Annotated in this window: 13 protein-coding genes; 7 read left to right on the top strand and 6 right to left on the bottom strand. The window is 44.0% G+C overall.

Translation table 11 applies throughout. From position 1 onward, the window contains the following. Nucleotides 1-9: 9 nt before the first annotated feature. The 6 genes from F6K63_RS16140 (at nucleotide 10) to F6K63_RS16115 (ending at nucleotide 7,054) form a co-directional block, all read left to right on the top strand. Entirely contained in the window at nucleotides 10-270 is a 261-nt protein-coding gene (locus F6K63_RS16140) for a hypothetical protein (protein WP_287294951.1), read from the top strand. A 573-nt stretch (nucleotides 271-843) separates the two neighbouring features. Beyond that, entirely contained in the window at nucleotides 844-1,857 is a 1,014-nt protein-coding gene (locus F6K63_RS16135) for a glycosyltransferase family 2 protein (protein ID WP_008179022.1), read from the top strand. A gap of 153 nt (nucleotides 1,858-2,010) precedes the next feature. After that, nucleotides 2,011-3,024 (top strand): glycosyltransferase family 2 protein, encoded by a 1,014-nt coding sequence (locus F6K63_RS16130; protein WP_008179020.1) that lies wholly within the window; start codon nucleotides 2,011-2,013, stop codon nucleotides 3,022-3,024. Nucleotides 3,025-3,267: 243 nt separating this feature from the next. Beyond that, the gene (locus F6K63_RS16125; RefSeq protein ID WP_008179019.1) at nucleotides 3,268-4,056 is read left to right on the top strand and encodes an FkbM family methyltransferase; all 789 of its coding nucleotides are present in this window, start codon (nucleotides 3,268-3,270) and stop codon (nucleotides 4,054-4,056) included. 155 nt (nucleotides 4,057-4,211) lie between these two features. Continuing rightward, nucleotides 4,212-6,560: a beta propeller repeat protein gene (locus F6K63_RS16120; protein ID WP_287267065.1), complete on the top strand. Its 2,349-nt coding sequence runs from the start codon at nucleotides 4,212-4,214 to the stop codon at nucleotides 6,558-6,560. Between the two features lie 311 nt (nucleotides 6,561-6,871). Beyond that, on the top strand, nucleotides 6,872-7,054 hold the full coding sequence (locus F6K63_RS16115) for a hypothetical protein (protein WP_008179017.1): 183 nt from the start codon (nucleotides 6,872-6,874) through the stop codon (nucleotides 7,052-7,054). Here the strand turns inward: F6K63_RS16115 and F6K63_RS16110 are convergent. From F6K63_RS16110 to dhaK, 3 genes are all read right to left on the bottom strand, one after another. Then, entirely contained in the window at nucleotides 7,041-7,205 is a 165-nt protein-coding gene (locus F6K63_RS16110; protein ID WP_287312685.1) for a hypothetical protein, read from the bottom strand. The genes F6K63_RS16115 and F6K63_RS16110 overlap by 14 nt on opposite strands. A gap of 48 nt (nucleotides 7,206-7,253) precedes the next feature. Further along, nucleotides 7,254-7,883 (bottom strand): dihydroxyacetone kinase subunit DhaL, encoded by a 630-nt coding sequence (gene dhaL / locus F6K63_RS16105; RefSeq protein ID WP_287312684.1) that lies wholly within the window; start codon nucleotides 7,881-7,883, stop codon nucleotides 7,254-7,256. Nucleotides 7,884-8,004: 121 nt separating this feature from the next. Continuing rightward, nucleotides 8,005-9,078, bottom strand: coding sequence for a dihydroxyacetone kinase subunit DhaK (gene dhaK / locus F6K63_RS16100; protein WP_287248861.1), 1,074 nt, complete (start codon nucleotides 9,076-9,078; stop codon nucleotides 8,005-8,007). Nucleotides 9,079-9,487: 409 nt separating this feature from the next. Between dhaK and F6K63_RS16095 the strand changes: the two genes are divergently transcribed. Continuing rightward, on the top strand, nucleotides 9,488-10,996 hold the full coding sequence (locus tag F6K63_RS16095) for an arginase family protein (RefSeq protein WP_287267061.1): 1,509 nt from the start codon (nucleotides 9,488-9,490) through the stop codon (nucleotides 10,994-10,996). Nucleotides 10,997-11,132: 136 nt separating this feature from the next. On the opposite strand, the gene F6K63_RS16090 is transcribed toward F6K63_RS16095, so the two are convergent. The 3 genes from F6K63_RS16090 to dhaM all read right to left on the bottom strand — a co-directional run bounded on the left by F6K63_RS16090 (nucleotide 11,133) and on the right by dhaM (nucleotide 15,239). Beyond that, nucleotides 11,133-11,498 carry a Lin0512 family protein gene (locus tag F6K63_RS16090; RefSeq protein ID WP_287312683.1) on the bottom strand — a complete coding sequence of 122 codons (366 nt, stop codon included), beginning with the start codon at nucleotides 11,496-11,498 and terminating at the stop codon, nucleotides 11,133-11,135. Further along, nucleotides 11,488-12,183 carry a class I SAM-dependent methyltransferase gene (locus F6K63_RS16085; protein ID WP_287312682.1) on the bottom strand — a complete coding sequence of 232 codons (696 nt, stop codon included), beginning with the start codon at nucleotides 12,181-12,183 and terminating at the stop codon, nucleotides 11,488-11,490. Before F6K63_RS16085 ends, F6K63_RS16090 begins: the two co-directional genes overlap by 11 nt. A gap of 455 nt (nucleotides 12,184-12,638) precedes the next feature. Then, nucleotides 12,639-15,239: a dihydroxyacetone kinase phosphoryl donor subunit DhaM gene (gene dhaM / locus F6K63_RS16080; RefSeq protein ID WP_502708319.1), complete on the bottom strand. Its 2,601-nt coding sequence runs from the start codon at nucleotides 15,237-15,239 to the stop codon at nucleotides 12,639-12,641. Nucleotides 15,240-15,407 lie beyond the last annotated feature (168 nt).

Below are 15,407 nucleotides of genomic sequence, written 5' to 3'. Positions count from 1 at the left end.
TTTGGGGTAATGGGTAATAGGTCTGCCAATGATCCATTCCCCATTACCCATTCCCCATTACCCATTACCTATTACCTATTACCTATTACCTATTACCTATTACCTATCTCCAAAGTAAAAAACCTACCCTTGTCAGCCACTCCCCACTCCCGATTCCCGACTCCCCACTCCCCACCCAAATGTAAAAAACCTACCCCTGTGAGCACAGCCCCTCTCCATTCGCGACGGCATCAAGACAGTGAAATTGGATATTTTGTGAGTTGTAGCTAATTGTAAAATTTATGTCTACTAATTGTGAAATTTATGTCTAGTTTTGATAAATTATATCTATCGCTAGACATTTTTTTTTGCTATATTTTTTGATTATGATATACTTCTATAAAGTCTGGTTTTATCGCTTTTATATAAGCTTACAGGGATGGCAGATTGAAATCATGATATTGCTTAATTGCCTACTTTTGACGTTCACTGTCTTATCTAGTTGTCGTATATACTACCAATGCTACCGGAAAATATATTATACAATTAAACAAAAATTATTATACAAAACTTGATAACTATAAAACTATAAAACAAAAACTAATAAAATTTATCTGGGGGGCGACCAGCGCCCCAAAGTACTTGCCAGCTTGAGGTTTAAGCTTACAGTGACTTATCAACTATACATAGACAAAACTATACATAGACAAAAGAAGCATAGTTTGAATTATTGAGAACTCAATCCCTGATTAGTTCGTCCAAGTTTAATAAAAATCGGGTTGATAATTTTGGTAAATTAAGTACCTAAAGCTAGACCAGATAATACTTATAGCTAACCGATCACAACCTCATAAATTTTAGCCTATGAAAACTGTTTCGATAATTATCCCAGTATACGGAGTTGAAAAGTATATTGCTAGCGCAGTACAGTCGGTTATCAACCAGAATTATCAAAACTTTGAACTGCTCATTATTGACGATGAATCCCCAGACAGTAGTATAAAAATTTGTCAAGAATTCTCGGATCATCGACTTAAGATTATTCACCAAACTAATCGGGGACTTGCTGGAGCGCGAAATACAGGAATTCGCCATGCCAAAGGAGATTATTTAGCCTTTTTAGATGGAGACGACTTGTGGTTGCCTCAGAAACTGGAAAGACATATTGAACACTTAGAAAAATTTCCAGAGGTAGGGGTTAGTTTTTGCCGTTCTGCTTTGATTGATGAAGCTGGAAATTTTATGGGTGCCTATCTAATGCCTAAGCTCACTAATATTACTATATCTGATTTGTTTCGAGAGAGTCCGATCGGGAACGGTTCGGCTGCTGTAGTTCGTCGCGAAGTCTTTGACAAAATTAAGTATCAGGATAATCTTTACGGCCCTACAGAAGATTATTACTTTGATGAAAACTTCCGTCGTGCTGAAGATATTGAATGTTGGCTTCGCATCGCTATTCAAACTGACTGGAAAATTGAGGGAATACCTGAAGCACTAACCCTGTATCGAATTAATACACAAGGGTTGTCAGCCAATCTCTTCAAACAGTTCGAGTCCTTGGAACAAATGATTGAAAAGACCCGTTCCTATGCTCCCAAAGTGACCAGCCGATGGGAAAACATTTCTAGGGCTTACCAATTGCGGTACTTGGCTAGGAGTGCGGTTCGTCTTAAAGTAGGTTCAGATGCTGTGACATTTATACATCGCTCATTATCCAATCACTGGCTTATCCTACTAGAACAGCCACAGCGAACAATCTTAACCTTAATAGCCGCTTATATGCTTTGGTTATTACCGAAGTCTTTATATGCTCAAATTGAATTGCTTGTCTCTAAGCTGCTCAAAAATGTTAAAAAACAGCCTCTTGTCCAAAACTAGTACCGCTGGGCGGAATTCAAAATTCAAAATTAAAAATTAAAAAACCTTATAGAGTAATATTATTCTATAAGGGTTTACCTAGTTTGGAATCGTATCTTTATTTACTTTGTGCTTTTCTAGCATGATTAACTAATTTCAAGGTTTGAGTCTACTATGAAAAAAGTATCGGTAATTATTCCAGTCTATAAGGTTGAAAAATATATAGCAGCCACAGTAGAATCTGTGCTCGCCCAAACCTATAAAAATTTTGAGTTGCTACTCATTGATGATGGCTCTCCTGACAACAGTATCCAAATATGTCAACAAATTAACGATCCGAGAATTAAAATTATTCGTCAGGATAATCAAGGAGTCTCAGCCGCTAGAAATACTGGTATTCGCCATGCTCAAGGAGAGTATATCGCTTTCTTAGATGGAGATGATCTATGGGTTCCAGAAAAGCTAGAAAAGCATGTTTTACATCTAGAAACATCACCCCATGTAGGAGTCAGTTTTAGCTATTCTGCGTTCATTGATGAAACAGGAAGTCCGTTAGGAATCTATCAAATAGCCAAAACTAAAGATATAACTACAGATTATATCATGTGTCGTAATCCGATTGGGAATGGTTCAACACCAGTGATTCGGCGAGAAGTGTTTGAAGCAATTCGATACCGAAACGATCAAGCTACGGAGGAGGCTTATTTTGATACTGAATTACACAATATCGAAGACGTGGAATGTTGGCTGCGCATGGCTATTAAAACTGATTGGCAGATGGAAGGTTTGCCAGAGGCGCTAACTTTATATCGTATTCATTCACAAGGGCATTCAGCTAGTATACTCAAGCATATAAACTCTCTAGAAAAGGTGATTGATAAAACACGTGCCTATGCTCCAGAGGTAATTGCTGAATGTGAAAACCCAGCCCGCGCCTATTATTTACGGTTTGGTGCTCGACGTGCCCTCAGCATCAACGAAGGCTTGATGGCAACAGAATTGTTTAATAAGGCTTTAGCGACTTACTGGCGTATTTTGCTAGAGGAACCGCTTCGTACTCTGTTGACGGGGGCTGCTGCTTATTTGCTCCGACTTTTACCTAAAACTATTTACCAGCAAATGGAAGCTGTGGCTTTAAAAACGACAGGAGCTTCACAAAAGCGCCGAATTTATCAGGAGCAAGCTTAGTATTTGATACTAAGTCCGGTTGTGAAAGTAGCTTTTCTTACTGATGGGGAGATGGGGTGATAGGGACATGGGGAGAGGGTTTGAGGTTTTGCACGCCTAAGCCACTGTGTGAACAGGATTTAGTATGATATGGTGCTTTACAAACACTTTGTAAAGCTTTTATAAAAATTTGTATATAAAACTCCTCAACCCTCATTATTTTCTGCGATAAAATAAAAGCTGAGGTTTATACGCAGCTAAAAAATGAATCTACCTTTAACCATAAAAACTAATCTGAAAGAGTTATTGATTGGCACACCGTTTGAGCCTGTGGCAAGAAGTATTGTTGATTTGATCAAGCCTCCTAGCCAAAAGATCCTGACCAGCAGGCAAGATGACACCTATGTCTATCAGATTATGAAGCGGATTTTAGACAAATCCTCAAACTGTATCGATGTGGGTAGCAACATGGGGAGTGTGTTGACAAAAATATGCCAACTGGCTCCCCTCGGTCATCACTATGCTTTCGAGCCGCTCCCCCGGCTGGCTACTAGGCTGCAAAAACGGTTCCCAAAGGTTGATGTTAGGCAAATTGCCTTGAGTGATTTAGAGGGAGAAACCACGTTCTGGCATGTTGTTGATGCCCCAGCACTCAGTGGTCTAAAACAAAGAGACTACAGCTATTGGGGTTATAACAATGCTCAAACAGAATCTATTGCTATCAAAACTCAAAAACTTGATGACATCCTTCAACCTGACTTCAAGGTTAATTTCATTAAGGTAGATGTAGAAGGAGCAGAGTTTCAGGTTTTCAAAGGTGCTATCCGAACCTTAAAAACCCACAAGCCTTACCTAGTCTTTGAATTTGGTCATAGTGGCATGGTTGATTATAAAATAACGCCAGGTATGATGTATGATTTGCTAGTCAACCAGTGTGGTTTGAATATTTTTAAACTTAACAGTTGGCTAAAGGGGTTAGCTCCCCTCAGTGAGCCTGAATTTACGATAATCTGTGAAGAAGACTCTGCTTGGAATTTCTTGGCTACGCCTTAGCGGTAGCTAGAAGACACAGCAGCATTCTGTAAGACTTAGAAAAAACTGGGCAACAAACCCTATAAATCGATATAAATAGTAGGGTGAGTTATTAACGTACTCTATTAGTAGAGTTACTGGGTAAGTCTTGTCCAAGTTGCTGATCTATTTTTTTGATGATTGACTTGCTTGCGATCGCACTCAGGGTGCTTTTAGGCTTATTTATTTTTGCGATTGGGCTAACCCTTGCTAAGTGGATTCCCAATCACCGGATTCGAGCTATTACCCAACCAAACCCTTGGTTTAGGCAAAGGGTTACTCTAGGACTGATGATCCTGACTAGTTTGATGATGCTGGGGTCAATTGTATTAGTCACTGATATCGTTAAGGTAAATTCAGGACAGGCTGAGGTAGTTAGCTCTCGGAAATACCAGAACAACATCCGCCTCGGCACAACTAATGTAGCGATCGGAGGTGGTGGTTATGTCACTGGTGTTTACCTCCATCCACTGGAGAAAGACTTAGTTTATATTCGGACTGATGTGGGTGGCTTCTATCGTTGGGATGAGGCGAAACAACGTTGGATTCCCCTGACAGAACACTTTCCCTTCTCTCAGAGAAACTACTATGGAGGAGAAGCACTGGCTGTTGATCCCAATGATCCCACTATTGTCTATATTGCAGCTGGAAAATATCCCTGGGCTGAACCAGGAGCACTATTTAAATCTACCGATAAAGGACAAACTTGGACAAAGTTGAACCTAGAGCTCAAGATGGGGGCTAACCACAAGAAAAAATGGCTAGGAGAGAGACTAGCTGTTGATCCGTTCAATTCCAATATTATCCTGTTCGGCTCTAGAGAAGATGGACTTTGGAAATCATCGGATGCTGGTGCAACCTGGGAAAACGTGACTTCTTTTGCAGGTAAACCAGATAACAAAATTGGTATTACAGCGATTGTCTTTGATACACAGGTACCGGGCTTAGTGTATGCTTCGCCCTATGGAGATGGCATCTACAAATCTACTGACTCTGGGGTCAGCTGGACTCAGGTAGCTGGTAGCCCAAAAACAGTCAATCGCATGGCTGTGGGAAACAATAAAATCCTCTACGTTACCAGTACCAGTAATCCTGGAGTCCACAAGTATGCCAATGGTGTCTGGAAAACCATGAAACCAGGGGGATCTAATCGGATTTTTGGTCCGGTCAGTGTGAATCCTGCTAATCGTGAGGATATCATAGTTGCCCTAAACCGCACACAAAAAACTAAATTCTACCGTTCGTTGGATGGCGGCGCTACCTGGAAACAGCAGCAGTCTTCTGCTAACAACACTATTCCCTGGTGGCCGAAGAAATTTTTTGCCAATCATATGGCAGGGATGGAATTTGACCCGAAAGTACCGGGAAGAGTGTGGTTTACGGATTGGTATGGTGTATGGCGGACAGATGATCTTAATGCTAATCCCGTTGTTTGGACTAACTATGCCGCCGGACACGAGGAAGTTGTTCCGTTCACTCTGGTTTCACCACCCCGTGGTCCCATACTGGTAAGTGGGGTGGCGGATGTGGATGGTTTCTACCATAACCAAGGATTAGATACTTACCCCTCTCAACGACTTGGTCTGGGGGAACCTGGTAAGTCATTCCAGGATACCTATAGTATTGCTTACTGTGAAACTAAACCCTTACAGATGGTTCGGGTTGGTGGTTACCGCTGGAATTCAACCTATACTGGCGCGACTTCCACTGATGGTGGTCTGACATGGCAAGAGTTTGCCTCATTCCCAGACAATACTATGCCGATGCGGGTGGCTATGTCTGCTACTAACCCCAATTTATTTGTTGTGACAGTTAGTCAAGGTCAGCCGTTGCGCACTAAGGATGGAGGGGTGACCTGGCAAAAGGTGTCAGGATTACCCAATGGTCCCGGTGGTCCATGGAATTGGTCTCAATCTTTAGCGGCAGACCCTGTAGATGGCAACAGGTTTTATTACTATGCCAAAGGCAAAGTCTATCGTTCCAATGATGGTGGCTCATCCTTTCAAGTTGTGAATGATTCACTGCGGAATGAAGGTTGGCATTCCCTGAAAACGGTGCCAGGGGTTAAGGGCGAAATTTGGCTGAGTCTAGACCGCAAGGGTTTCTATCGCTCTACCGATGGCGGTAAGTCATTCCTTAAGCTGCCTTCAGTCACCAGAGCTCACCTATTTGCTTTTGGTAAAGCACCCCAGGGGAGTGACACTCCAGCACTGTATATTTATGGAAATATTGATGGAAATGTTCCCAATCTTGAGAATGGGGTTAGGAATCAAGAAGCTACAGGGACTTCAGGAAGCTCAGCCAAAAGCCGTGCCGAAGAACCAGGAATATTCCAGTCTCTTGACATGGGACGCACATGGACACGGATGGGCGATCGCTCCCGACCAATTGGCAATAGACCTGGTGTGATGGAGGCGAGTAAGCAGGAGTTCGGACTTGTCTTTATTGGTACCAATGGTAGGGGAATATACTACGGATCACAATAGGGTCAATGTAAGCATATGCGCTACGCGCACGCTGCTTGAGGTGCCGTCAGCCGTGAGCTAAAAGCTCACGCTACTTGAGGTGCCGTCAGCTTATTTTTCAAGTAACGTGCACTATGGGCATAAACTGTTCCCGTAGCGTGACCACATGCCTTTAGCTGATAGCTGATAGCTGATAGCTGAATGCTTAGCGGTTAATTTTGATTGATTGTTTAAGATTTTTCTAAAATTTTCCTTGTAATTAGGGTACTCCTTATTGAATAGGGAATACACTAGATTACTGACTTGTTTCGTGTTAATCAGGGAATCAAACTATGGCACTCCTGCAATTTTTAATCATTAGCGCCATTTGTATGGTGTTAATCAAGTTTGTTGCCTCTTGGTTTGGGTATGGCAACATACCGATACTGAATAAATTAGTGACAATTATTCTCAGCGTCTTCGTCACCTTTGAAATTATTCAGCTGGTGCAAGCTATGATTATCAAATTTGGTTGAGGGCTGACGGTTGAGGGAGAGTTGAAGGTTGAAGGTTGAAGGTTGAAGGTTGAGGGTTGAGGGTTGAGGGTTGAGGGTTGAGGGTTGAAGGTTGAAGGTTGAAGGTTGAAGGTTGAAGGTTGAAGGTTGAAGGTTGAAGGTTGACCTTCAAGAAGATGCGATCGCTTAAATTCTTAATGTTAACTATTATTTAAGTTAACTATTCCGCAATAGTTTCTAGCAGTGTCTGGAGAATCAAATAGGCTGAGGTAGCACCAGGGTCTTGATGTCCCACACTGCGCTCCCCTAAATAACTGGCTCGTCCCTTCTTGGCCACCAAGGGAATAGTATTTTTCATCCCTTGTTCTGCTGCCTTGACAGCCTGTTGCAAGGCTTCTAGCATACTGTCTCCTTTATCTACAGCTTGTGCGAAGGCATTGGCTGCGGGTGATAGAGCATCTAACATGGTCTTATCTCCCAAGTTGGCTTTGCCTCGCTGGACGACTCCCTCCACTGCTGCTTGGAATAGTTTTACCATATCCTCTTCTGTCAGTTCTTGCTTTCCTGCTACTGCTGCACTTGAGCGCAAGAACAGGGTGCCATAAAGTGGTCCACTGGCACCTCCCACAGTGGAAATTAGAGTCATGCTGACGGTTTTGAGAATACTGCCAATGTCTTTATCTGCCACTTTAGGAAGCTGAGTGATCACCTTTTGAAAGCCACGATTCATATTGATACCGTGGTCAGCATCACCAATAGCAGCATCAAGTTCGGTTAGATAGTCCTTGTTTTGTTCTAGTACAGTAGCTACTGCTTGTAACCACTGTATAATTTGATGTTTAGTTACCATAGTGGCAGAGTTGCTCAGGGGCTCAGGGCGTCAAGGTAGCAATTAGCAATTAGTAATTAGCAATGAGCAATTAGCAATTAGCTAAGCTGTACCATACCAATGCTCCCCGATATGATACCAATCATAGTCCCCAACGCAGGGCTGGTGTCTTGACTGGTGCATCCCAGAATTTAATTAGCTCATCGTTCATTTTGAGTAGGGTAATCGAGCAGCCTTGCATTTCTAGAGACGTAATATAAGGACCAATCAGACTACGCACGATTTCCAGTCCCTTTTGTTCACAGATTTGGGCTAATTTGCGATACACAATGTACAGTTCCGACAAGGGAGTACCACCCATGCTATTTACGAATGCCAGAATGCGATCGCTTTTCTGAAAAGGCGGGTCAGTTATTTCCAACTCTGTCCATTCTGCTTTATCTTCATCCCACTCTCGCACTGTGCGGCTATAGGCAGAATCTTCAATAATCGATAGCGCTAGCATTTCAGTCATCTCATCCGCTGATTTGAGGGACATTCGTTGTCTTCCCGGTTCCCCGTGAATGCCAATCCCAAATTCTATTTCTGCTTCCCCCAAGTCAAACATGGCACTCCCTTTAGCAGGAGGAGTGCAGGATGTCAAGGCCATACCCATGCTGCGTCCATTACTATTAACCTGGCGACAGAGATTAGCCAGTTGTTTGAGGTCATAACCGGCAGCAGCAGCAGCGCCACAGATTTTCTCGGCTAATAATGTTGTCCCTACCCCCCGCCTGCCTTGAGTATAGAGGCTATCTTTAACCGCTACATCATCATCAATTAGGATATTGAGGACTCGGATGCCTTCTGAGATAGCTAATTCGGCAGCTAACTCAAAATTCATGACGTCACCGCTATAGTTTTTGACAATATTAAGAACCCCTGCACCACTGTTGACTATTTTGGCAGCTTCTAGCATTTGGTCGGGGGTGGGAGAGGTAAACACTTCACCGGGACAGGCGGCATCTAACATTCCGGCACCCACAAAGCCCCCGTGCAAGGGTTCATGACCACTACCGCCACCGGAAATAATCGCTACTTTGTTTGATATGGGAGCATCAGCGCGGTAGATCAAGGGGGGGTCAAGATTAATTTTGAGCAGGTCAGGATGGGCTAAAGCCATCCCTTCTAGGCTTTCTCTGACAACATTATCGGGATGGTTGATTAATTTTTTCATGATTGATATCAGTGGTAATGGGTCATGGGTCATGGGTCATGGGTAATTGCCCCAACTTCCCCTTCTACCAATACTGCCATCCGTTACATCCGTTACTCATCCGTTGCCCGATCTTCTATTTGTCACAAGTCTAAAGCTTTGCTTATTCTTACTTCCACAACAAGATAAATAGGCATTGCTTAATGATTCAACGCCCTTTTGTTGAAACCGCAATTTTTTTTGGCTTGGAAATATAGCGCTGCGCTATAGCACTATATTTCAGGAGTGCGATCGCAAAAAAACTATATCGCTAGTTCAGCCATGCCCTGTTCATACAACCTTTAACCAATTATGCCATGGTTCAATCCAAATGGTAGTATAATCCCGATCCCAATTTTCCCAAATAGGTAACAGATAAGGAAATTCAACTATGACCATAACCAAAGCAGTGTCATCTCAACGATATGCAGAATTTGACCAGGTATTCCAGTTGTTTGATGCCAATGGTGATGGATTTATCACTCGTCAGGAAATCATCGATGCTCTAGAGGTTTTGGGACAAGGCATTTCCCTTCAGGACCGAACCAATCTTTTCAATCTGCTCAACAAAGATGATGTTGTGACACGGGATGCCTTTATGGAGTGGATGGTAAACCGCCAAGATCTCGATATTAGGGCTGATCTGCGACAGGTGTTTGAACTGATTGATGTTGATGGTAGTGGCAAATTATCGATTGAGGAGTTCACCCAGATTATCCAGTGCTTAAACACTACCGTAACTGATTCAGAAATTGCTGCCTTAGTGAGAAAAGCTGATCTAGATGGAGATGGTGAAATTGATTTTGAAGAGTTTATTGCCACTCAGACTTATGAATCGGGTCTGAAGATTTCCATCGCAGGCTTACGCAGTTTTAAAAAGATTTTGCTTCAGTACCAGAAAGTCGCAAAGTTTTCCTCCATTGCCCTGATTGAAGTTGATTCTGAATTAGGAGCAGGAACGCGCGGTCAATCCATGGGAACTGCTGCTTTGAGAGAAGCTGCTATCCAAAAACAGGCGGCACGAATGCATGCCGAAAATGGTGTTTTGAGTCTGGATAGTTTACAAGTACAAACGGAAAATTGGGCAGATGCTCTGGGACACAAACATCAGTACGCCAAGTATATTGAGAAGCTATATCAGGTGCTGAGCCGAACTACCGATGTAGTCGCCCAAACCCTACAGGAGGGGCTGTTTCCAGTGGTACTCGGTGGGGATCATTCAACGGCAGCAGGCACAATCGCCGGAATCAAAAAAGCCTTTCCGAATCATCGCTTGGGAGTGGTTTGGATTGATGCCCATGCTGATATTCACTCTCCGTATACAACTCCATCAGGCAATATGCATGGGATGCCTTTGGCGATGGCGACTGCTACTGATAATCTGGCCAAGCAAATCAATGATCTTGACTCAGACACCTTAGAACTGTGGAACCTGTGCCAAAGATTGGGGCTGGCAGATAGCGCGAATTTGAGCATTGAGGATCTGGTGTATGTTGCGGTACGAGATACGGAAGAGGCTGAAGACCACTTGATAGAAACACACCAGATCTTAAACATGACCACTGAGCAAGTTCGTACCTTGGGTGCGGATGTGGTTGCCCAACGGTGTTTAGAGAAGCTAGAGGGGGTGGATCTGATTTACGTTACTTTTGACGTGGACAGTATGGACTCCACAATTTGTATGGGAACGGGAACCCCAGCTCCAAATGGGATTTTTGTCAAGGAAGCCTGTCTGCTCAACGAAACTTTGGTTAAAGATCCACGGGTGTGTTGTTGGGAAATCTGTGAAATTAATCCCCTGCTCGATACCCTCAACACCATGGTGGAAAACTCCCTGGGCATTTTTGAAACCGTAGTGGATGCCATTGCCAATCGCGTAGAAGTAACACCGAAAGCATAAGACTATTGTTCAACGATGATTAAATTTTGTATTCCTCTTTTATTCAAAAGCTGATAGCTGATAGCACCTCAAGTAGCGTGCGCGTAGCGCTAATCGCTGATAGCTGATAGCTGATAGCTGATAGCTGATAGCTTACCTAATCACTATCCACCAAAACAGTAACGGCTGCAACAGCAATCAGCATCTCATCATTTTTATCATTAAGTTCTGGAATCGCCCTGCCTTGAACCACCATTCCACCGGACTCAAGGGATAGAGTTTTCTGACCAAAAGGGAGTACAGCCAGTACTTCATCTTCCCGGACTTGCTCTGGGTAAGGCACGGCGACTTGAACTTCAACAATCATTTGATTGGGATGCTCTAAACCAGCCACTTCCCAAACACCAGGCAAGGCATTGTGAGCAATAGCGTTGCGTACAGCTCTTGCTGCTGCTACGGTTGGGTCTTGACCGTGTTGGTCTACTCCCATTCCCATTTCGATAATTAAGCGTTTAAGAACCATGACGAGTATATTCGCGACTATATTCAATGCGTAACCGTGGAATTGGGTCATCCTCCGATTCTGGGACAGTATCACGACGGATTTCCCGTAAGCCCAATTCCTGAAAGTAAGCTAGTTCTGTATCGGACAACGGCCAAGGAGGACCATCCGGTTCAGTGTCGCTATCCCGAAATCGAGTCATAACTAACAGGGTTCCCCCTGGGGCAACTAAGGATGCGATCGCATTGATAACAGTTGACCGCACCTTGAGGGGTAAGGCTTGGATATTACGGCATTCAAATACAAAATCAAATTTCTGATGCCATGCTGGATCTAAGGCAAATAAATCCGCCACTTGGTACTTGACCTGGGAATCGGGAAATCGTTTTTGGCACCATGCGATCGCAGTCGGGGAAATATCAAAGGCAGTGACTTGGAAACCCTGCTGCGCCAACGCTTCAGCATCATCCCCTAACCCACAACCAACCACTAGGGCAGAGCGACCCGACCCTTGGGGTGTATTACGCTCTAACCAATCCTGTAGATAGGGATGGGGTGTTAAACGCGCCCAAGGTATTTGCCCTGAATCCCCATTAGCTTCGGCATATAAAACCTCAAACCATTGAGATGGATTATCTTGGCGGATTGATTCCAATGCCAAAAGTTTGACCTTTTGCTGTAGTGTTTGGGGTTGTTGCTCGAACATAGATCTGGGGTTGGTAATGGTTCCTAATTTTATAGCACTACCGATTAAGCTGTTTTAGTTAACTTTTGCCTCTTGCCTTGCGCGTAGCGCTATAACTGTTCCAATCTCAATCCCTGTCTTGTGAGGGAGATCAGGTTATAGCAGTGGCCAGGGCAGTTAGGACATGACAAAAGTCTCAAACCTAAGTAAGCGCAAGAGTGTTACTTCTGACTTCTGACTTCTGACTTCTGACTTCTGCTATAGCAGTACCACATTACAAACTAAGCCATTTGGCTGATTTTTGCCATGAGGGGTGACACCCCTCATTTGCTCAGGTATATTTGAAATATAAGATGCACCCTGATGATCGAGAGAGTCAGTAACACGGCTCTCTTTTTTTTTTGCCTCTAGCATGCATGCCTCTTGCCTTTTGCCTAAAGCCCTTGCTCGTAGCGCTATATCAACCCTGCCAAGACTCAAACGGACCTGTCCAGTTGGTTGATAATATATTCTCTAACCCCAACAGCGGAATCTAGCTGCAACGCCTCACCAGCAAGCATCTCGGCCTGGTTGATAGTCAACTGTGAAATAACTGACATCACAGTAGCGATCGCAGGTGGATTCACACTCAACTCATCCACCCCCAACCCTAATAAAATCGGTATCCCTACTGGATTCGATGCCAACTGACCACAGACACTAACTGGAATCCCTGCTTGATGAGCAACAGTTACCGTTTGTTGAATCATCCGTAGCACAGCTGGTTCAAGGGCATCAGCTAGCTTCGCAACTTTGGGATTAGTACGGTCAGCGGCCATTACATATTGACTCAAATCATTAGTACCAATGCTGAAAAAGTCCACTTCAGCTGCTAACTGATCAGCCATGGTTACTGCTGCGGGGACTTCTACCATAATCCCTACTGGCATCTGTTCATTAAAACCATACCCTTCTTGGCGCAACTCAGCTTTAGCCTCTGCTAGGATTTCCTTAGCAGCCCGTACCTCTTCTACTGAGGAAACCATGGGAAACATCACCTTAATGTTGTCTCCATAACTCCCTCGTAGAATCGCCCGCAGTTGGATTTTGAGCATCTCTGGACAATCCAAACTCTGACGAATTCCCCGCCATCCTAGGAAAGGGTTAGGCTCTGGGGTGTGCCGAGCAGAGGAAGGATCACAAGAAGGATCACAAGAAGGATCACAAGAAGGATCACAAGAAGGATCACAAGAAGCTAGATTCAGGAAGGGAATGGGCTTGTCACCGCCAATATCCAAAGTACGAATCGTTAGGGGATGGGTACCCATAATTTCCGCAATGGCTTGATAGGTTGCTAACTGCTCTTCTTCCATCGGAATAGTTAAGCGTTCCAGATAAAGAAACTCAGTCCTAAGTAAACCTATCCCTTGAGCACCACAATCGAGAGCCAATTTAGCATCACCCTCTCCCAAAACATTTGCCATCAAGGAAATTTTGTGTCCATCTTTAGTAATTACCTCCCTAGGTAATTCATCCTTACTGTTGCTCTGTAGCTGTAATTCTTGCTTCTGTTCCTCAGAAGGCTCTACCGAAATTTCACCGGTTGTCCCATCCATGGCCAACTCCTTACCAGCTGGCAACGACAACAGATCCTGACCAACACCAACCACCATCGGTATACCCAGCATATTGGCGATTAGGGCACTATGGGCTGTAGCACTGCCACTAGCGCAACAGATACCTAAGACTTGGCTCGGATTTAGTTGCGCGACTTCAGAGGGAGTTAAATCACCAGCAACCAGAATCCCAGGCTCAGTCACATCTAGACAGGTTTCTTTCCTATTGGTCAGTAATCGCAACACTCGCCAGCCGACATCGATCACATCATTTCCGCGAGCTTGCATGTAGGAATCTTCCAAAGTTTGGTAATTTGCTACCGTTTCATCGATTACAGTTTTCCAAGCCGCCCCTGCCCATAGATGCTGGTCAACTATAATCTGATAAGCTCTATTAACTAGCGCTGGATCGTCTAAATAGAGCAAGTGAGCCTGAAAAATATCTGCCTGATCTTTAGTAACAGTATTGATCAGGTGTTGAAGTTGCTGTTGTGCTGTTTTAATAGCAAGTTGTAGGGTTTCCCACTCCGCTTGAGGATTATCTGTTTGCTCTTCAATAATCTCTGGAAGTTTGGGTTGGTAGACAATAACCGCTCCGATAGCAATACCAGCAGCAGCGGGAATTCCAACTAACCTATCAAGTGTTACGGATGACGGGTGAAGGGATTGGTTACTGGCAGGGTTAGAGTCTTGGTTGATGTCTTCTTTTGGTTTATTTACTGTTTCGCCAATTGTTTCGCCAAAATTGTTATCGACTAGCTGCTGTAACGCTATCAAGGCTAATTCCGCATCTTCTCCTACTGCTTTGATGACTATTTCATCTCCCTGCTGGATACCTAAAAGCATGACATTATTAATGCTTTTTCCATTAACTATATTGCTAGTTTTGGTTAGGTTTTGTAGGGTAATTTCCGAGTTAAATCGATTAGCTGTAGCAACAAATTGGGCGGCAGGACGAGCATGAATTCCCTGTTGATTCTGGACAGTAAGATGGATTTCTTTGGTTGTAGTTGCGTAACGCACGGGCAAGATGCCCGTTCCACCCACGGGCAAGATGCCCGTTCCACCCACCGGGTCTGATAACTGAGAGGCTTTAGCGGTTAAGGCTGATCTAGCTTCAGCAATCACTTGGTCGATATCACCACCAGCAGCAGCTTGGACAACGGCTGCGATCGCACCTTCCACTAATGGAGCTTCGCACAATCTTACCTTGGGTTTCTGGTCTTCATCCAGAAACTCCAGTGCCATTTCCGCACTCAGCACGGCACTGCCTAAATCCATCAATACTACTACCCCAGCATCGGAGTAAACCGACTCAATGGCGGCTTGGACTTGCAGCACATCGGTACCAAAGGGATTTTCTGGGTCATCAATACCAGCTGCGATCGCAATCGGTACGGAGGTCTGAACCATCTGTTGGGCTAATTCCTTGACCCCAGCCGCTAGCTTAGCACTGTGGGAGATAATCACAATTCCAATCATAAGGTATATAAACACCTTTGTATTTGAGTTGTGAACATACTCCCAAAGGCAAGAGGCAAGAGGCAAGAGGCAAAAGGGAAGAGAGGAAACAGATCCCGAGTTTTATTGGACAATAAAAAAAAACCTCCTAGGTTTACACCTCATTTATAAACGCTATAGAAAAAAACC

The sequence above is a fragment of the Moorena sp. SIO1G6 genome, assembly GCF_010672795.1.
In the GTDB taxonomy this organism is placed as follows: domain Bacteria; phylum Cyanobacteriota; class Cyanobacteriia; order Cyanobacteriales; family Coleofasciculaceae; genus Moorena; species Moorena producens.
This window is presented reverse-complemented; position numbering and strand designations above follow the sequence as displayed.

Bases quoted from the DNA above. Each gene is read 5' to 3' on its own strand.
- F6K63_RS16140 (WP_287294951.1), top strand. From the start codon at position 10: ATGGGTAATAGGTCTGCCAATGATCCATTCCCCATTACCCATTCCCCA.
- F6K63_RS16135 (WP_008179022.1), top strand. From the start codon at position 844: ATGAAAACTGTTTCGATAATTATCCCAGTATACGGAGTTGAAAAGTAT.
- F6K63_RS16130 (WP_008179020.1), top strand. From the start codon at position 2,011: ATGAAAAAAGTATCGGTAATTATTCCAGTCTATAAGGTTGAAAAATAT.
- F6K63_RS16125 (WP_008179019.1), top strand. From the start codon at position 3,268: ATGAATCTACCTTTAACCATAAAAACTAATCTGAAAGAGTTATTGATT.
- F6K63_RS16120 (WP_287267065.1), top strand. From the start codon at position 4,212: ATGATTGACTTGCTTGCGATCGCACTCAGGGTGCTTTTAGGCTTATTT.
- F6K63_RS16115 (WP_008179017.1), top strand. From the start codon at position 6,872: ATGGCACTCCTGCAATTTTTAATCATTAGCGCCATTTGTATGGTGTTA.
- dhaL (WP_287312684.1), bottom strand. From the start codon at position 7,883: ATGGTAACTAAACATCAAATTATACAGTGGTTACAAGCAGTAGCTACT.
- dhaK (WP_287248861.1), bottom strand. From the start codon at position 9,078: ATGAAAAAATTAATCAACCATCCCGATAATGTTGTCAGAGAAAGCCTA.
- F6K63_RS16095 (WP_287267061.1), top strand. From the start codon at position 9,488: ATGACCATAACCAAAGCAGTGTCATCTCAACGATATGCAGAATTTGAC.
- F6K63_RS16090 (WP_287312683.1), bottom strand. From the start codon at position 11,498: ATGGTTCTTAAACGCTTAATTATCGAAATGGGAATGGGAGTAGACCAA.
- F6K63_RS16085 (WP_287312682.1), bottom strand. From the start codon at position 12,183: ATGTTCGAGCAACAACCCCAAACACTACAGCAAAAGGTCAAACTTTTG.
- dhaM (WP_502708319.1), bottom strand. From the start codon at position 15,239: ATGATTGGAATTGTGATTATCTCCCACAGTGCTAAGCTAGCGGCTGGG.